Genomic DNA, 15,894 nt, shown 5'->3' with positions numbered 1-15,894 from the left:
TCAAGGGGGACTGTCCTGCGTTCAACCTTAGGAATGGTACGGCGTGGGGCGAAAGAGGCTCCCGTCGGTGCGGCTCGGGACGTCCGACCCCTTTCCGGTTATCGCGCACTCGTGACGACAGTCACGATGCGGTGATACGGTCGACGGGTCACGCGCTCCCTCCGTACGCCAGCACCCCCGCCGGAGGCCCTCATGAGTCCCTTCACCGGCTCCACCCCGAGCACCGACTCCTGGCACCACCTGACGTACGCCGTGGACGAGCGCGGTGTCGCCACCGTGACCCTCGCCCGCCCCGAGAAGCTCAACGCGCTCACCTTCGGCGCCTACGCCGACCTGCGCGACCTCCTCGCCGAGCTGTCCCGGACCAAGTCCGTGCGCGCCCTCGTCCTCACCGGCGAGGGCCGCGGTTTCTGCTCCGGCGGCGACGTCGACGAGATCATCGGCGCCACGCTCGCCATGGACACCGCGCAGATCCTCGACTTCAACCGGATGACCGGGCAGGTCGTCCGGGCCGTGCGCGAGGCCCCGTTCCCGGTGATCGCCGCCGTGCACGGGGTCGCGGCCGGGGCGGGCGCGGTCCTCGCGCTCGCCGCCGACTTCCGCGTCGCCGATCCCAGCGCCCGCTTCGCGTTCCTGTTCACCAAGGTCGGCCTGTCCGGCGGCGACATGGGCGCCGCCTATCTGCTGCCCCGCGTCGTCGGCCTCGGTCACGCCACCCGGCTCCTCATGCTCGGCGACGCGGTGCGCGCGCCGGAGGCCGAACGGATCGGTCTGCTCAGCGAGTTGACCGACGAGGGCAGGGCCGACGAGGCGGCGCTGACCCTCGCCCGACGCCTCGCCGACGGCCCGGCGCTCGCCTACGCGCAGACGAAGGCGCTGCTGACGGCGGAGCTGGACATGCCGCTCGCCGGGGCCATCGAGATGGACGCCGCGACGCAGGCGCTGCTCATGCACGGTGAGGACTACGCCGAGTTCCACGCGGCGTTCACCGACAAGCGTCCGCCGAAGTGGCGGGGGAGGTGAGCCGCGGATGAGCGCCCGTGCCCAGCGCGTCGCCGTCGTCGGAGGCGGCCCCGGCGGCCTGTACGCGGCCGCGCTGCTCAAGCGCCTCGAACCGGACCGCCGGATCACGGTCTGGGAGCGCAACGCCCCGCACGACACGTTCGGCTTCGGTGTCGTGCTGTCCGACGAGACGCTCGGCGGCATCGAGCACGCCGACCCCGTGGTCTACAGCGCGCTCCAGGACGAGTTCGTGCGCTGGGACGACATCGACATCGTGCACCGCGGCCGCCGCCAGACCTCGTCGGGCCACGGCTTCGCGGCGCTCGGCCGCCGTCGCCTCCTTCAGATACTGCACGGCCGCTGCCGCGGGCTCGGCGTGGACCTGCGCTTCCAGGAGGAGGCGCCGGACGTCGAGGAGCTGCGCGCGGAGTACGACCTGGTGATCGCGGCCGACGGCGTGCACAGCATGATCCGCCAGACGTACGCCGACGCGTTCCGGCCGCACGTCGAGGAGCACCGCAACCGCTACATCTGGCTCGCCGCCGACTTCGCCTTCGACGCCTTCCGCTTCGACATCGCTGAGACCGAGCACGGAGTGATGCAGCTGCACGGATACCCGTACAGCGAGGGCGAGTCGACGGTCATCGTCGAGATGCGCGAGGAGGTGTGGCGCGCGGCGGGCTTCGACACCATAGACGTGCGGGAGTCCATCGAGCGGTGCGCGAAGGTCTTCAAGGACGCGCTCGGCGGCCGCCACCTGAAGGCCAACAACTCCTCGTGGCTCACCTTCCGCACGGTGGTCAACGACCGCTGGTCGCACGGCAATTGCGTCCTCATCGGCGACGCCGCGCACACCGCGCACTTCTCCATCGGCTCGGGCACCAAGCTCGCCGTCGAGGACGCGCTCGCGCTCGCGGCGTGCCTCACGGAACAGCCGACGACCGGGGCGGCGCTCTCGGCGTACGAGAAGGAGCGGCGTCCGGTCGTGGCGTCGACGCAGCGGGCGGCGCGGGCGAGCCTGGAGTGGTTCGAGGAACTGTCCCGCTATCTCGACCAGCCGCCGCTCCAGTTCGCGTTCAACCTGCTCACACGCTCGCGCCGGGTGACGCACGACAATCTGCGACTGCGGGACGCGCACTTCACGGAGTCGGTGGAGCGGGAGTTCGGCTGCCCCGAGGGCACGCCGCCGATGTTCACGCCGTACCAGCTGGGCGGGTTGCGGTTGCGGAACCGGGTCGTGGTCTCGCCGATGGACATGTACTCGGCGGTGGACGGCGTCCCGGGCGACTTCCACCTCGTCCACCTGGGGGCGCGGGCGCTCGGCGGGGCGGGCCTGGTCATGACGGAGATGGTGTGCGTGAGCCCGGAGGGCCGGATCACGCCGGGGTGCGCGGGGCTGTACACGCCGGAACAGGCGGCGGCCTGGCGCAGGGTGGTCGAGTTCGTCCACACGCGGGCGCCCGGTACGGCGATCGGGGTGCAGCTCGGGCACTCGGGCCGCAAGGGTTCCACTCGGCTGATGTGGGAGGGCATGGACGAACCGCTGCCGGAGGCGGACGACAACTGGCCGCTGGTCGCGGCGTCGGCGCTCCGCTACCGCCCGGACAGCCAGCTGCCGCGTGAACTGACGGTCGCCGAACTCGCCGACGTACGGGCGCAGTTCACGTCTGCGGCGTGGCGGGCGGCGCGGTCGGGCTTCGACCTGCTGGAGCTGCACTGCGCGCACGGCTATCTGCTGTCGGGCTTCCTCTCCCCGCTGACGAACCGGCGCACGGACGCGTACGGGGGCTCGCTGGAGGGCCGGCTGCGGTTCCCCCTGGAGGTCTTCGACGCGGTACGGGAGGTGTGGCCGCAGGACCGGCCGATGACGGTGCGGATCTCCGCGACGGACTGGGCGGAGGGCGGTACGAGCGCGGAGGAGGCGGTCGCGATCGCGCGGGCGTTCGCCGGGCACGGGGCCGATGCGGTGGACGTGTCCACGGGGCAGGTGGTCGCGGAGGAACGGCCCGCGTTCGGGCGCTCCTACCAGGTGCCGTACGCGGAGCGGATCCGTGCGGAGGCAGGGGTGCCGGTGATCGCCGTCGGCGCGATCTCGTCGTGGGACGACGTCAACTCCCTGGTCCTGGCGGGCCGTACGGACCTGTGCGCGCTGGCCCGCCCGCACCTGTACGACCCGAACTGGACACTGCACGCGGCGGCGGAGCAGGGGTACACCGGGCCGGGGGTCGCCTGGCCCGAGCCCTACCGGGCGGGCAGCCGCCGCCCGCAGACGGGCCGCCTCGACGCCCCCAAACCCCGCCTCACCCTGCCGGGCTGACCGGGCAGTTCGAGCCTCTCCGGCGTTTGAGGGGCGGGGCCCGGGGCGGAGCCCCCTGGCGTCAGGACGGGAGGCGGGCCATGCAGGCCGTCAAGGTCATGCCGTCCGACGGGTCCACCAGGAGGAACGCCCCCGTGCGGCGCACCTGCGCGTACGTGTCGAGAGGCAACGGCTCAGCCGTGCGCAGCACCACCTCGCCGATGTCGTTCGCCGCCAGCACCTCCACCGCTCCCAGGGACGTGACCACGGCCCGCACCACCCGCGCGCCGTGCCGCACCAGCACTCGCTGCCCCACCCGCAACGGCCGGTCCGCGAGGTGGCACACCGCCGCCCGGACATCCCGCGTCACCGTCGGCTCCCGGTCTGCGGTGGGCGCGATCAAGTCGCCGCGCGCCACGTCGAGTTCATCCGTGAGCCGCACCGTGAGCGACGCCTCGGCGTGCGCCTCGTCGGCCCGGGTGCCCAGGACGTCGAGCGCCGCGATCGTCGACGTGCGGCCCGAGGGGTGCACCGTCACGGTGTCGCCCACGCGCAGCGTGCCCGACGCCAACTGGCCCGCGTAGTAACGCGATTCGCCGTGCCGGATCACGTACTGGACCGGGAAGCGGCCCGGCGCCGCCGCGGACCCGGTGGCCACCGGGACCGTCTCCAGGTGTTCCAGGATGGTCGGCCCCCCGTACCAGTCCATCCGGGACGACGGCTCCACCACGTTGTCGCCCGCGAGCGCCGAGACCGGGATCGCCGTCACTTCCGGTATCCCCAACTCACCTGCGTACGCCGCGAATTCGGCGGCGATGCGGGCGAACGCGCGCTCCTCGTAGCCCACCAGGTCCATCTTGTTCACCGCGAGGACCACCCGCGGCACCCGCAGCAGCGCCGCGATGGCCGCGTGCCTGCGCGTCTGCTCGACGACTCCGTTCCTGGCGTCCACCAGGATGATCGTCAGCTCCGCCGTCGAGGCGCCGGTCACCATGTTGCGCGTGTACTGCACGTGGCCCGGCGTGTCCGCGAGGATGAAGCGGCGGCGCGGCGTCGCGAAGTAGCGGTACGCGACGTCGATGGTGATGCCCTGCTCGCGCTCGGCGCGCAGCCCGTCCGTGAGGAGCGCCAGGTCCGGCGTCCCGGTGCGGGAGATCGACTCCAGCTGGTCCGCCAGGACCGACTTCGAGTCGTGCAGGAGACGGCCGACCAGCGTGGACTTGCCGTCGTCGACCGAGCCCGCCGTGGCCAGCCGCAACGTGTCGACGTCGGCGGTCGTGGAAACAGACATCTCTAGAAGTACCCTTCGCGCTTGCGGTCTTCCATGGCCGCCTCGGACAGCTTGTCGTCGGCGCGCGTGGCGCCCCGTTCGGTGAGTCGCGACGCCGCGATCTCGGCGATCACCTGGTCGAGGGTCCCGGCGTCGGAGTCGACCGCGCCCGTGCAGGACATGTCGCCGACGGTGCGGTAGCGCACCTGCCGCTTCTCGACCGTCTCGCCGTCCTTCGGGCCGCCCCAGTCACCGGCCGTCAGCCACATGCCGCCCCGGTCGAAGACCTCGCGCCGGTGGGCGAAGTAGATCTCCGGCAGTTCGATGCCCTCGCGGGCGATGTACTGCCACACGTCCAGCTCGGTCCAGTTCGAGAGCGGGAAGACGCGGACGTGCTCGCCGGGGGCGTGCCGGCCGTTGTAGAGCTGCCACAGTTCGGGGCGCTGGCGGCGCGGGTCCCACTGCGAGAACTCGTCGCGCAGGGAGAACACGCGCTCCTTCGCGCGGGCCTTCTCCTCGTCGCGGCGCCCACCGCCGAACACCGCGTCGAAGCGCTCGTTCTGGATGGCCTCGGTCAGCGGCACGGTCTGGAGCGGGTTGCGCGTCCCGTCGGGGCGTTCGCGCAGCACACCGCGGTCGAGGTAGTCCTGCACGGAGGCCACATGGAGCGTCAGCCCATGTGCGGCGACCACACGGTCGCGGTAGGCGATGACCTCGGGGAAGTTGTGTCCGGTGTCGACGTGCAGCAGCGGGAACGGCACCGGCGCGGGCGCGAACGCCTTCAGCGCCAGGTGCAGCATGACGATGGAGTCCTTGCCGCCGGAGAACAGGATCACCGGCCGCTCGAACTCGCCCGCCACCTCGCGGAAGATGTGCACCGCCTCGGATTCGAGGGTGTCCAGGTGGCTCAGTGCGTAAGTCGAGTCGCTCACACCAGCCCCCGCTCCACCAGCACCGCCCGCACCGAACCCGCCGACTCCTGCGGCGTCTGTACTTGCGTCTCCAGCGCCAGCTCCGGGTCCACCGGCGGCTCGTACGGGTCGTCGACCCCCGTCAGCCCGGTCAGCTGCCCCGCCGCCTGACGCGCGTACAGGCCCTTGACGTCGCGTTCGCTGCACACCTCGACCGGCGTCGCGACATGCACCTCGATGTACGCCGTGTCGCTGGCGGCGTGCCGCTTGCGCACGGCCTCCCGGCTGTCGGCGTACGGCGCGATGACGGGAACGACCGCGAACACCCCGTTGCGGGCCAGGACTTCGGCGACCAGGCCGATGCGCTGCACGTTCGTGTTGCGGTCCTCGCGGCTGAAGCCGAGGCCCGCCGAGAGGAAGCGGCGGATCTCGTCGCCGTCGAGCACCTCGACGCGGTGGCCCTCCGCGCGCAGCTGCCCGGCGAGGGCGCGCGCCACGGTCGTCTTGCCGGAGCTGGGCAGCCCGGTGAGCCAGATCGTGGCTCCTCGTGGGCGGGCCGTCGTGGCCGTGGTCATACGTGAAGTCCTTCCGCGGAGCGCTGGGCAGCCCGCCGGTCGTCGGGGTCGGTCAGTTCGGTGAAGAGGGCCTCCCACCGCGGGTGCACCGCGTCGGGCCCGTAGGACGCCGCCGTGAGCACGGCCGCCGTCCCCATCTCCGTGCGCAGTGCGCGGTCGCCCATCAGGCGGGCGAGGGCGTCGGCGAGGGCGTCGGGGTCCTGCTCCGGCACGAGCAGCCCGTCCACGCCGTGCGTGAGCACGTCGGCGGGGCCCGTGGGACAGTCGAGGGAGACGACGGGGAGGGCGTGGGCCATCGCCTCGATCATCACCATCGGCAGCCCCTCGAAGCGCGAACTCAGCACGTACAGCGAGCACTTGGCGAGTTCGTCGTCGAGCCGGTCGGTGTGGCCCATCAGCAGGACGTGGTTGTAGAGGTGGTGCTCCTCGATCAGGGCGCGCAGCTGCGCCTTCTTCTCGCCGCTGCCGTAGATGCGCAGCTGCCAGTCGGGGAACTCCCGGGCGAGCCTGGCCCACGCGGGGATCAGCAGGTCGAAGCCCTTCTGCGGGAAGAGCCGCCCGGCCGCGGCCACGATCTTCGAACCCTGGTCGGCGGGGGCCTGGTCGAGGGAGTGCACGGCGTTCGGAATCCGCACCACGCGCGTGCCGGGCAGCAGGCGCGCGTACTCGGCCCGGTCGCGCTCCGTCAGGACGGCGACCGCCGCGAAGGTCTCGTACGTCTCGACGATGCGCTGCTGCACGTCGGGGCGGTGCGTGCCGTGGTTCATGTGCTCCTGCGCCACCCGCACCACGCCGTTCGTGGCGTGCGCGGCGGCGAGGAAGTTCAGGGCGGGGCGCGTCGTGACGAGCACGCCGTCGGTGAGCGAGCGCAGATAGTCGCCGAGGGCGAGCTCCAGGCGCCGGTCGAAGTACCGGTGGCCGAACTCGCCGCGCGGGATCTCGCGCGCGGGGGTCGCGGCGAGCCTGTCGCGCCTGCGGGCCCGCCACCAGCCGCCGAGGCCGGGCTCCCGGCCCGCCGCGGCGCTCTCGCGCAGGTCGACGACGGTCGTCACGGGCACCCGCTCGTCCAGCGGGAACTGGAGGGCGTCGCGGCGCCGCACGGCGCTGACGATCTCGACGTCCCAGCCCGCGGCGACCAGGGAGTTGGCCTGGTTGAAGACGGTGCGGATGGTGCCGCCGCGCCCGTAGGCGTGCAGCAGCAGGTACCGGATTCGCGTGTTCCTCATGCGCGGCACTCCAGCGACAGGTTGTCCTCGACCGTGTAGTACGGCCGGACGCCGAACCCCGCCCCCGGCACCGGCTGCTCCGGGTACACGTAGATCGACTTCTTGCCGCGGATGTCGTCGAGCCTGCGGCCGACGCGCAGCCTCAGCGCCCCGTCGGTGAGGTGCAGGTCCCACTGGTCGGCGCCGCCGAACCCGTCGTACGCGGCGAGGTCGGCCACGTCCCACGCGCAGGCGAACCGCTCACCGTCCACCTCGGCCTCGTAACTGAGGACGTGGTCGGTGCGCGAGCGCCGGGTCACCAGCAGCTGCCAGCGCCCGCCGGCCCCGGCGGTCAGCCCGTGCAGCCGTCCGACGACGCTGATCCGGCCGTCCCGCGGCCACACCCGCTCGACCTCGGCCCGGGGCTTCACTTGGCGTACCCCCAGGCCTCGCACATGGGCCGCAGCACCTCGGGGATCTCGTCGTCCTTCGGCAGCGCCCGGCCCGCCTGCACGCTGCCGCTGCGGATCTTGTCCCGCCAGTCGCCGAGCCCCTTCTGGACCTGGGACTCGTCGCGCTCGCCGTACTCCAGCATCGACGGCTCGAAGTCGACGCCGAGGAAGGTGCACAGGGCGCGCAGCCGCGCCTCCGGGTCGGCCGTGAGCTCCTCGTAGCGGACGGTGTGGCCGCCGGTCAGGCCCTTGCGGGCGTGGTCGACGGCCTTCATGTAGCGCAGCGCGTCGACGCAGGCCTCGTCGTACGTGCGCTTGTCGGGGTCGCCCTCGTGCCAGGACTGGGCGATGGAGACGGGGTGGCGCAGCAGGAACACGAAGCGGGCGTCGGGCCAGCAGTCGCGGATGCGCTGGTAGACGAAGGCGTTGCTGGGGGTCTTCTCGACGATGAAGTCCTTGCCGGACCTGGTGAGTTCACGGTGCAGGACGCGGTCCCACAGCAGGTGCTCCAGGTCGCCGCGGTCCAGGTCGAGGGCGTCCATGGCGCGCTGCGACAGCTTGCTGCCGTAGCCGACCTCCAGGCGGCGGATGTGCAGTTCGTGCGGGGCGTGCAGCCGCGGGTGCGCGTCCAGCAGCATCCGCAGCAGGGTCGAGCCCGAGCGCACCGGCGACATGATGAACACCGGCCGCCGCAGCAGCCGGTCGGTCGCCGGATCGTCGGTACATCGGTACTTCGGAGCGGCCCGCCGCGCCGGGGCCGGCCGCGCCGGCGCCTTGGTGGCGGGGGCGTGCTCCTTGGGCGCGCGGCGCACCTGGAGGCCGGTGGTGGCGGTCAGCGCCCGGTTCATGTTGCGCATGAGGCTCATGCGAACCGACGCTAAGCAGGCATTCTGAGAAGAGGTGTGGAGGAAGCTGAGCGTTGCCTTAGGGATCAGGGCTGTGACGCACGCCGCAGGTCGTCGCCCGCTTCCGCGCCGTGCGCGAACCGCGCACCGGCCGCACGAAGTCGCTGGTCAAGGGCGCGGAACACCTCGGCGGAGCGCACCCCCGGCCAGCCCTCGGGCAGCACCTCCGGCGGCAGCCCCGGGTCCGCGTACGGCAGGTGGCGCCACGAGTCGAGGGCCGTCACATGGTCCCGGTACGCCTCGCGCGGCGGTGTGTCCTCGCGGGCCTGCCAGGCCCGCAGCACCGGCTCGTGCTCGTCGAGGAACGCCTCGTGGAGCTTGGCGAGCGCCGCCAGGTCCCACCAGCGGGCCACCGCGTCGGCGGTCGCGGCGAAGCCCAGGTGCTCGCCCCGGAACAGCTCCACGTACGCGGAGCAGCCGACGCGCTCCAGGGTGTGCCGGGTCTCCTCGTGGACGCTCATGGGCGCGATCCACACGCCGGGCGCGGCCGTGCCGAAGCCGAGGCCGGTGAGCGTGGAGCGCAGCACGTGCCGCTTGGCGCGCTCGGACTCCGGCACGGAGAACACGGCGAGCACCCAGCCGTCCCGCGCGTGCCCGGTCCCGTAGATGCGGCGGTCGCCGTCGTCGAGGAGCTGGCGGGCGTCGTCGGACAGCGCGTACGCGGCGGCGCCGGTGGCGGTGCGGGCCGGGCGGAGCAGGCCGCGCCGCTTGAGGCGGGAGACCGCGGAGCGCACGGACGGCGCGTCGACACCGACCGCGCCGAGCAGGCGGATCAGCTCGGCGATCGGCAGCGGTCCCGGCAGGTCGCGGCCGTAGGCGCCGTACAGGGTGACGATGAGGGAGCGGGGCGTATGCGTGGGCTGCTCGGGCACGCGATCACTCTACGGTTCCGGTCCCGCGCAGCCGGAACCGTTGGAGCTTTCCCGTGGCCGTGCGCGGCAGCGCCTCCAGGAACTCGATCGCGCGCGGGCACTTGTACGGGACGAGTTCCCCCTTGACGAAGTCCCGCAGCGCCTCGGCGTCCTGCCGCGCCCCGGCCCGCAGCACCACGTACGCGACGGCCACCTGCCCGCGCTCCTCGTCGGGCCGCCCGACGACGGCCGCCTCCGCCACGTCCGGGTGGCGCAGGAGGGCGTCCTCGACCTCCGGGCCCGCGATGTTGTACCCGGCCGAGATGATCATGTCGTCGGCGCGGGCCACGTACCGGAAGTAGCCATCGCTCTCCCGGACGTACGTGTCCCCGGTGATGTTCCAGCCGTGCCGTACGTACACCGTCTGCCGCTCGTCGGCGAGGTAGCGGCAGCCGACGGGCCCGCGCACGGCGAGCAACCCCGGCTCGCCGTCGGGGAGTTCACGTCCCTCGGAGTCGACGACGCGGGCCTCCCAGCCGGGCACGGGGACGCCCGTCGTCCCCGGCCGGATCGCGTCGTCGGCCGCCGAGATGAAGATGTGCAGCAGCTCGGTCGCGCCGATCCCGTTGATGATGCGCAGCCCGGTCGCCTCCCGCCATGCGTGCCAGGTCGCGGCGGGCAGGTTCTCGCCCGCGGATACGCAGCGGCGCAGCGAGGAGACGTCGTACGAGCCCAGCTCGGGCAGCATCGCCCGGTACGCGGTCGGTGCGGTGAACAGGACGGACACCCGGTGCTCGGCGATCGCCGGTAGCAGCTTCTGCGGCCCCGCCTGCTCCAGCAGCAGCGCCGAGGCGCCCGCGCGCAGCGGGAAGAGGACGAGCCCGCCGAGCCCGAACGTGAAGCCCAGCGGCGGACTGCCCGCGAACACGTCGTCGGCGTCCGCCTTGAGCACGTGCCGCGCGAAGGTGTCGGCGACCGCGAGCACGTCCCGGTGGAAGTGCATGCACCCCTTGGGGCGCCCGGTGGTCCCCGAGGTGAAGGCGATCAGCGCGACATCGTCGGCGGCCGTCCGGACGGCCTCGTACGGCACCGGTTTCCCGGCGGCCAGGTGCAGCAGGTCGTCGGGCCCGTCCCCGCCGAACGTGGCGATGCGCAGCCCCGGCACCTCCGCCTTCGCCAGATCGTCGACCGACCGGGCGTCGCACAGCGCGTGCCCCACCCGCGCGATCCCGCAGACCGTCGCCAGCTCGCTCGCCCGCGCCGCCGCCAGCACGGTCACGGCGACGGCTCCCGCCTTCATCACGGCGAGCCAACAGGCCGCGAGGTGGCGGGTGGTGGGGCCGCGCAGCAGCACCCGGTTGCCCGGCACGATCCCCAGCTCGTCCGTGAGCACGTGCGCGATCCGGTCGACCGTGTCCCTCAACTCGCCGTACGACCACGGTGGTTGGCCGGGGGAGTGGAAGGCGGGGCGGTCCGCGCCGAACCGCGCGATCGTCGAGTCCAGCAGCTCGGCACCGCAGTTCAGCCGCTGCGGGTAGGCGAGCTCCGGCAGGTCGAAGGTGAGGCCCGGCCACAGCTCAGCGGGCGGCAGGTGGTCGCGCGCGAAGGTGTCCCGGTGCGCCGACGGGGACAGCGGGAGAGGAGGAGTGGTCATGGCCGGGTGCCCCCTTGCGGTGGTGGGCTCGCGGGCTCCCCGGGTGGGATCGCGGGCCCTTGCTGGGATCGGTGACCGCGCAACGAGCGTATCGTGATGGTGACGACAGTCAACGGGGCGCGATACGGTTCCTGTGGGTGACCGATCGGCAGCCGTGGGAGGAGCACCACGTATGGGGACATTCTCGCTCGAACCAGAGCAGCTCGCGTGGTGCGCGGAGCTGCGCGCCCTCGCCGCCGACCGCCTCGCCCCGCTCGCCGAGAAGGGCGAACCGGGCCGCGTGAACCGCCCCCTGGTCGCCGAACTCGGCCAACTCGGCCTCATTGACCGGCTGTTCACCTCGGGCGCGCTCGACCTCTGCCTGCTGCGCGAGTCCCTCGCCCGGGTCTGCACGGAGGCCGAGACGGCGCTCGCGCTCCAGGGCCTCGGGGCGCACCCGATCCACGCGTACGGCGGCCCGGCGCTGCGCGAGCGGTGGATACCGCGGGTGCGCGCGGGCCGGGCGGTCGCGGCGTTCGCACTGAGCGAGCCGGGGGCGGGCTCGGACGCGGCGGCACTGTCCCTGGAGGCCGCGCCCGACGGCGACGGCTGGCGTCTGACCGGCGAGAAGTGCTGGATCTCCAACGCCCCCGAGGCCGACGTCCTCACCGTCTTCGCCCGCACCACCGCGGGCGCGGGCGCACGCGGCGTCACCGCCTTCGCGGTCCCCGCCGACCGCCCGGGGCTGACGGGTCAGGCGCTGGACATGCTCTCCCCGCACCCCATCGGCGCGCTCACCTTCGACGGCGTCCCCGTCACCCGCGACGACCTGCTCGGCGAGGTCGACGCCGGGTTCCGGGTGGCGATGGGCACACTGAACCTGTTCCGGCCCAGCGTCGGCGCGTTCGCGCTCGGCATGGCGCAGGCCGCCCTCGACGCGACCCTCACGCACACCTCCCAACGGCAGGCGTTCGGCGGCCCGTTGAAGGACCTCCAGACCGTCGCCCACCAGGTCGCCGACCTCTCGGTCCGCGTCGAGTCCGCCCGCCTGATGGTCTACGCGGCGGCCTGCGCGTACGACGAAGGGGACCCGGACGTACCGCGCCGCGCGGCGGCGGCGAAGCTGCTCGCGACGGAGACGGCGCAACACGTCGTCGACACGGCGGTGCAGTTGCACGGCGCGCGGGCGCTGCGCCGCGGCCACGTCCTGGAGCACCTGTACCGGGAGGTCAGGGCGCCCCGCATCTACGAGGGTGCCTCCGAGGTCCAACGGGCCGTCATCGCACGCGAGTTGTACAAGTCCCACGAGGAGGCGGCCCGGTGAACGACGGCATCGAACGCGTCAACCCGCACGAGCTTTCCCCGCCCACCGGCTTCTCCCACGCCGTCGTCGCGACCGGCGGCCGCCTGGTGATGCTGGCGGGCCAGACGTCCCTGGACGCCGATGGCAAGATCGTCGGCGACGCCCTCCCCGGACAGTTCACCCGCGCCCTCACGAACCTGCTCACCGCCCTGCGCGCGGCCGGCGGCCGGCCGGAGCACCTCACCCGCGTCACCGTCTACGCCACGGACGTCGCGGACTACCGGTCCCACGCGCGCGAACTGGGCCGCATCTGGCGGGAGTTGGCGGGGCGCGACTACCCGGCGATGGCGGTGATCGGCGTGAGCCGCCTCTGGGACGATACGGCCATGGTGGAACTCGACGGAATCGCGGTCCTGCCCTGACCGACCCGCTCGCTGGTACGCGGAGCCCCTGCGGCGATTGAGCAGCGGGGTCCGGGGCGGAGCCCCGTGGCGTGGGGTCAGTGGGGCGCCACGAACGCCGCGTCGTCCTGGCGGGAGACGCCCTCCGTGATCCACCAGTGCGTGAACACCCCCTGCGCCCCCCACGCCAACACGAACTCGTCCCGCCCGTCCCCGTCGAAATCGGCGGAGCCGTACGGCAGGGCCCGCCCCCGCTTCCCCCGCGCGAACTCCTCGACCCCGTCCGCCCCGTCGAGCAACGCCACCCCGTGGTCCGTCGGCACGAGCACCCCGTCGCGCCCGTCCCCGTCCGGGTCACCCGCCGCGTACACGAGCCGTGTCTGGAACCCCTGCCGCCGCTTGCTCGCCTCCGGCAGTTCCCACCGCACCGGCGCACCCCCGTCACCCGGATACATCGTCATCGCGCCACGGACCCCCGGGTCCTCGTCATCCGCCCCCGGCTCGTCGTTGCGGCTGCCGTCGTCACCGACGACCACGTCACGCCGCCCGTCCCCGTCGAAGTCGCCGAAGGCGTGCGCGCTGCCCGCGACGAGCTCGCGGCCCCTGCCGGTGGCGGGCGACGCGTACAGCGTGTTGTGGGCCTGCTCGCCGTCGTCGCTCGCGCGCACGAGCAGCGGCGTGACCCGCGGCCGCTCACCGGTCGGTTCGATGTCGTCCGCGTACAGCGTCCCGCCGGTCCCCGGCAGCGTCCCGGTGCGCGCGGGCGCCCCGGTGGCCCGGTCGAACGGCCCGTACAGCAGCCACACCGTGCCGCCGGACGTTTCGAGCCCGGCGAGGTCGTGCCGTCCGTCCCCGTCGAAGTCGCCCCGCACCGCCTTGTCGAGCCCCAGCACGGAGGCGCCCCGCGGGAGCCGTACGGCCGTCGGCTCGCGGTCGGACCCGCCGGGCCCGCGCGGCGATCCCCACACCACGTACAGGGTGGTGGGATGGGCGCTGAGCTGCCCGTCGCTCACGCTCTCCTGGCCCGTCACGGGGACGGCGAGGTCAGTGAACCCGTCCCCGTCGAGGTCCGCGGCCGCCACCGCGCGGGCGTCGACGGCTTCGGGCGGAGCGGCCGCGGAGGCGGAGCCCCCCGGCGCGGGCAGCCCCAGATCGCCGCGCCCCGACATCGTCCGCGTCCCGGGATCGAGCCCGCGCGCCGACCCGTACACCACGAGGATCCGCCCGTCGGAGGGCTCCGATCGCGGCTGTCCGTCCGACGTCTCCACGGGGAGCAGCAGGTCCCGGTGTCCGTCGCCGTTGAAGTCGTCCGGGTCGTGGGAGCCCTTCCCCGCGGCGGGGGAGCGGCTCGCGGTCGGCGTGCTCAGGGACGGTGAACCCCCGCCGGGGGAGGGCGCCTTGGCCCCGTCGTCGCCTCCTCCGCCGCAGCCGGCGAGCAGAACCAGGGCGGCGCACGCGGCGACCACGGCACACGAAGAACGCTTCATGCGCACACCTTCACACCCCGCCCGCCGCACCGGCAGGCGGGAGTGCGGAGTGCGCGATCAGATGTCCCGGAACGTCTCGATCTGCGCACCCACGGAGTTGAGCCGCTCCGCGAGTTCCTCGTAGCCGCGGTTGATCACGTAGACGTTGCGCAGCACCGACGTGCCCTCGGCCGCCATCATCGCGAGGAGGACGACCACCGCGGGCCGCAGCGCCGGCGGGCACATCATCTCGGCGTGCCGCCAGCGGGTCGGGCCCTCGACCAGCACCCGGTGCGGGTCGAGGAGTTGCAGGCGCCCGCCCAGCCGGTTGAGGTCGGTCAGGTAGATCGCCCGGTTGTCGTAGACCCAGTCGTGGATGAGGGTCTTGCCCTGGGCGGACGCCGCGATGGCCGCGAAGAACGGCACGTTGTCGATGTTGAGGCCGGGGAACGGCATCGGGTGGATCTTGTCGATGGGCGCCTCCAGCTTGGAGGGCCGGACCGTGAGGTCGATCAGGCGCGTGCGCCCGTTGTCCGCCGGGTACTCCGCCGAGCGGTCGTGGTCGAGGCCCATCTCCTCCAGGACCGCCAGCTCGATCTCCAGGAACTCGATCGGTACGCGCTTCACCGTCAGCTCGGACTGGGTGACGACGGCCGCGGTCAGCAGGCTCATCGCCTCGACCGGGTCCTCGGACGGCGAGTAGTCCACGTCGACGTCGATGTGCGGCACGCCGTGCACGGTGAGCGTGGTGGTGCCGACGCCCTCGACCTTGACGCCGAGCGCCTCCAGGAAGAAGCACAGGTCCTGGACCATGTAGTTCGAGGACGCGTTGCGGATGACCGTGGTGCCGGCGGCGCGGGCGGCGGCGAGCAGCGCGTTCTCCGTCACGGTGTCGCCGCGCTCGGTCAGCACGATGGGGCGGTCCGGCGCGACGTCCGGCTGGATCTCCGCGTGGTACAGGCCCTCGGTCGCGGTGATGTCGAGGCCGAAGCGGCGCAGCGCGATCATGTGCGGCTCGATGGTGCGGGTGCCGAGGTCGCAGCCGCCCGCGTACGGCAGCTTGAAGCGGTCCATGCGGTGCAGCAGCGGGCCGAGGAACATGATGATCGACCGGGTGCGGCGCGCGGCGTCCGCGTCGATGGCGTTCATGTCGAGCTGGGCGGGCGGCACGATCTCCAGGTCGGCGCCGTCGTTGATCCAGCGGGTGCGGACGCCGATCGAGCCGAGCACCTCCAGGAGGCGGTACACCTCCTCGATCCGCGCGACACGGCGGAGCACGGTGCGGCCCTTGTTGAGCAGCGAGGCGCACAGCAGCGCCACGCACGCGTTCTTGCTGGTCTTCACTTCGATCGAGCCCGAGAGCCGGCGCCCGCCGACCACGCGCAGATGCATCGGTCCCGCGTACCCGAGCGAGACGATTTCACTGTCGAGGGCTTCGCCGATTCGGGCGATCATCTCAAGGCTGATGTTCTGGTTCCCGCGCTCGATGCGGTTCACCGCGCTCTGGCTGGTGCCGAGCGCCTCCGCAAGCTGCGACTGCGTCCAGCCCCGGTGCTGCCGGGCGTCGCGGATGAGCTTGCCGATGCGTTCGAGGTAGTCGTCTGCCATAGCGGCAGGTTATCTC

General features: G+C 72.9%; 14 protein-coding genes. 4 read left to right on the top strand and 10 right to left on the bottom strand.

Translation table 11 applies throughout. The features are described 5' to 3' along the window. The first annotated feature begins 192 nt into the window (after positions 1-192). Entirely contained in the window at positions 193-1,023 is an 831-nt protein-coding gene (locus ACYBSK_RS27895) for an enoyl-CoA hydratase family protein (protein WP_460243781.1), read from the top strand. Positions 1,024-1,030: 7 nt separating this feature from the next. After that, entirely contained in the window at positions 1,031-3,319 is a 2,289-nt protein-coding gene (locus tag ACYBSK_RS27890) for a bifunctional salicylyl-CoA 5-hydroxylase/oxidoreductase (protein ID WP_460243780.1), read from the top strand. Between the two features lie 61 nt (positions 3,320-3,380). Here ACYBSK_RS27890 and ACYBSK_RS27885 read toward each other — a convergent pair whose 3' ends face one another. The 8 genes from ACYBSK_RS27885 to ACYBSK_RS27850 all read right to left on the bottom strand — a co-directional run bounded on the left by ACYBSK_RS27885 (position 3,381) and on the right by ACYBSK_RS27850 (position 11,121). After that, on the bottom strand, positions 3,381-4,589 hold the full coding sequence (locus tag ACYBSK_RS27885) for a sulfate adenylyltransferase subunit 1 (protein ID WP_460243779.1): 1,209 nt from the start codon (positions 4,587-4,589) through the stop codon (positions 3,381-3,383). A gap of 2 nt (positions 4,590-4,591) precedes the next feature. Next, the gene (gene cysD / locus ACYBSK_RS27880) at positions 4,592-5,500 is read right to left on the bottom strand and encodes a sulfate adenylyltransferase subunit CysD (protein ID WP_457480004.1); all 909 of its coding nucleotides are present in this window, start codon (positions 5,498-5,500) and stop codon (positions 4,592-4,594) included. Next, complete coding sequence (cysC, locus tag ACYBSK_RS27875; RefSeq protein WP_460243778.1) at positions 5,497-6,054, bottom strand: adenylyl-sulfate kinase; 558 nt, start codon at positions 6,052-6,054, stop codon at positions 5,497-5,499. Before cysC ends, cysD begins: the two co-directional genes overlap by 4 nt. After that, positions 6,051-7,280, bottom strand: coding sequence for a glycosyltransferase family 4 protein (locus ACYBSK_RS27870; protein ID WP_460243777.1), 1,230 nt, complete (start codon positions 7,278-7,280; stop codon positions 6,051-6,053). The genes cysC and ACYBSK_RS27870 overlap by 4 nt, the downstream gene beginning before the upstream one ends. Further along, the gene (locus ACYBSK_RS27865) at positions 7,277-7,690 is read right to left on the bottom strand and encodes a hypothetical protein (RefSeq protein ID WP_460243776.1); all 414 of its coding nucleotides are present in this window, start codon (positions 7,688-7,690) and stop codon (positions 7,277-7,279) included. The genes ACYBSK_RS27870 and ACYBSK_RS27865 overlap by 4 nt, the downstream gene beginning before the upstream one ends. Beyond that, on the bottom strand, positions 7,687-8,577 hold the full coding sequence (locus tag ACYBSK_RS27860; protein WP_460243775.1) for a sulfotransferase family protein: 891 nt from the start codon (positions 8,575-8,577) through the stop codon (positions 7,687-7,689). Before ACYBSK_RS27860 ends, ACYBSK_RS27865 begins: the two co-directional genes overlap by 4 nt. Positions 8,578-8,642: 65 nt before the next feature. Then, positions 8,643-9,488, bottom strand: a complete 846-nt coding sequence (locus ACYBSK_RS27855) for a PaaX family transcriptional regulator (protein WP_460243774.1) — start codon at positions 9,486-9,488, stop codon at positions 8,643-8,645. A gap of 4 nt (positions 9,489-9,492) precedes the next feature. Continuing rightward, positions 9,493-11,121 carry an AMP-binding protein gene (locus tag ACYBSK_RS27850; RefSeq protein ID WP_460243773.1) on the bottom strand — a complete coding sequence of 543 codons (1,629 nt, stop codon included), beginning with the start codon at positions 11,119-11,121 and terminating at the stop codon, positions 9,493-9,495. 172 nt (positions 11,122-11,293) lie between these two features. Between ACYBSK_RS27850 and ACYBSK_RS27845 the strand changes: the two genes are divergently transcribed. Continuing rightward, positions 11,294-12,424 (top strand): acyl-CoA dehydrogenase family protein, encoded by a 1,131-nt coding sequence (locus ACYBSK_RS27845; protein ID WP_460243772.1) that lies wholly within the window; start codon positions 11,294-11,296, stop codon positions 12,422-12,424. Further along, positions 12,421-12,825 (top strand): RidA family protein, encoded by a 405-nt coding sequence (locus tag ACYBSK_RS27840; protein ID WP_460243771.1) that lies wholly within the window; start codon positions 12,421-12,423, stop codon positions 12,823-12,825. The genes ACYBSK_RS27845 and ACYBSK_RS27840 overlap by 4 nt, the downstream gene beginning before the upstream one ends. A gap of 77 nt (positions 12,826-12,902) precedes the next feature. On the opposite strand, the gene ACYBSK_RS27835 is transcribed toward ACYBSK_RS27840, so the two are convergent. Together ACYBSK_RS27835 and ACYBSK_RS27830 are read right to left on the bottom strand one after the other, a co-directional pair. Continuing rightward, on the bottom strand, positions 12,903-14,291 hold the full coding sequence (locus ACYBSK_RS27835; protein WP_460243770.1) for a hypothetical protein: 1,389 nt from the start codon (positions 14,289-14,291) through the stop codon (positions 12,903-12,905). Between the two features lie 57 nt (positions 14,292-14,348). Continuing rightward, a complete protein-coding gene (locus tag ACYBSK_RS27830; RefSeq protein WP_457479994.1) occupies positions 14,349-15,878 on the bottom strand; it encodes a helix-turn-helix domain-containing protein in 1,530 nt (509 codons plus the stop codon). Positions 15,879-15,894: the final 16 nt, after the last annotated feature.

It is taken from the genome of Streptomyces sp. BYX5S, assembly GCF_054724165.1.
The sequence above is the reverse complement of the archived record's forward strand: the minus strand, read 5'-3'. Positions and strand labels throughout refer to the sequence as shown.

Excerpts from the sequence above, each read along its gene's own strand:
- ACYBSK_RS27895 (WP_460243781.1), top strand. The coding sequence starts at position 193 with ATGAGTCCCTTCACCGGCTCCACCCCGAGCACCGACTCCTGGCACCAC.
- ACYBSK_RS27890 (WP_460243780.1), top strand. The coding sequence starts at position 1,031 with ATGAGCGCCCGTGCCCAGCGCGTCGCCGTCGTCGGAGGCGGCCCCGGC.
- ACYBSK_RS27885 (WP_460243779.1), bottom strand. The coding sequence starts at position 4,589 with ATGTCTGTTTCCACGACCGCCGACGTCGACACGTTGCGGCTGGCCACG.
- cysC (WP_460243778.1), bottom strand. The coding sequence starts at position 6,054 with ATGACCACGGCCACGACGGCCCGCCCACGAGGAGCCACGATCTGGCTC.
- ACYBSK_RS27870 (WP_460243777.1), bottom strand. The coding sequence starts at position 7,280 with ATGAGGAACACGCGAATCCGGTACCTGCTGCTGCACGCCTACGGGCGC.
- ACYBSK_RS27860 (WP_460243775.1), bottom strand. The coding sequence starts at position 8,577 with ATGAGCCTCATGCGCAACATGAACCGGGCGCTGACCGCCACCACCGGC.
- ACYBSK_RS27850 (WP_460243773.1), bottom strand. The coding sequence starts at position 11,121 with ATGACCACTCCTCCTCTCCCGCTGTCCCCGTCGGCGCACCGGGACACC.
- ACYBSK_RS27845 (WP_460243772.1), top strand. The coding sequence starts at position 11,294 with ATGGGGACATTCTCGCTCGAACCAGAGCAGCTCGCGTGGTGCGCGGAG.
- ACYBSK_RS27835 (WP_460243770.1), bottom strand. The coding sequence starts at position 14,291 with ATGAAGCGTTCTTCGTGTGCCGTGGTCGCCGCGTGCGCCGCCCTGGTT.
- ACYBSK_RS27830 (WP_457479994.1), bottom strand. The coding sequence starts at position 15,878 with ATGGCAGACGACTACCTCGAACGCATCGGCAAGCTCATCCGCGACGCC.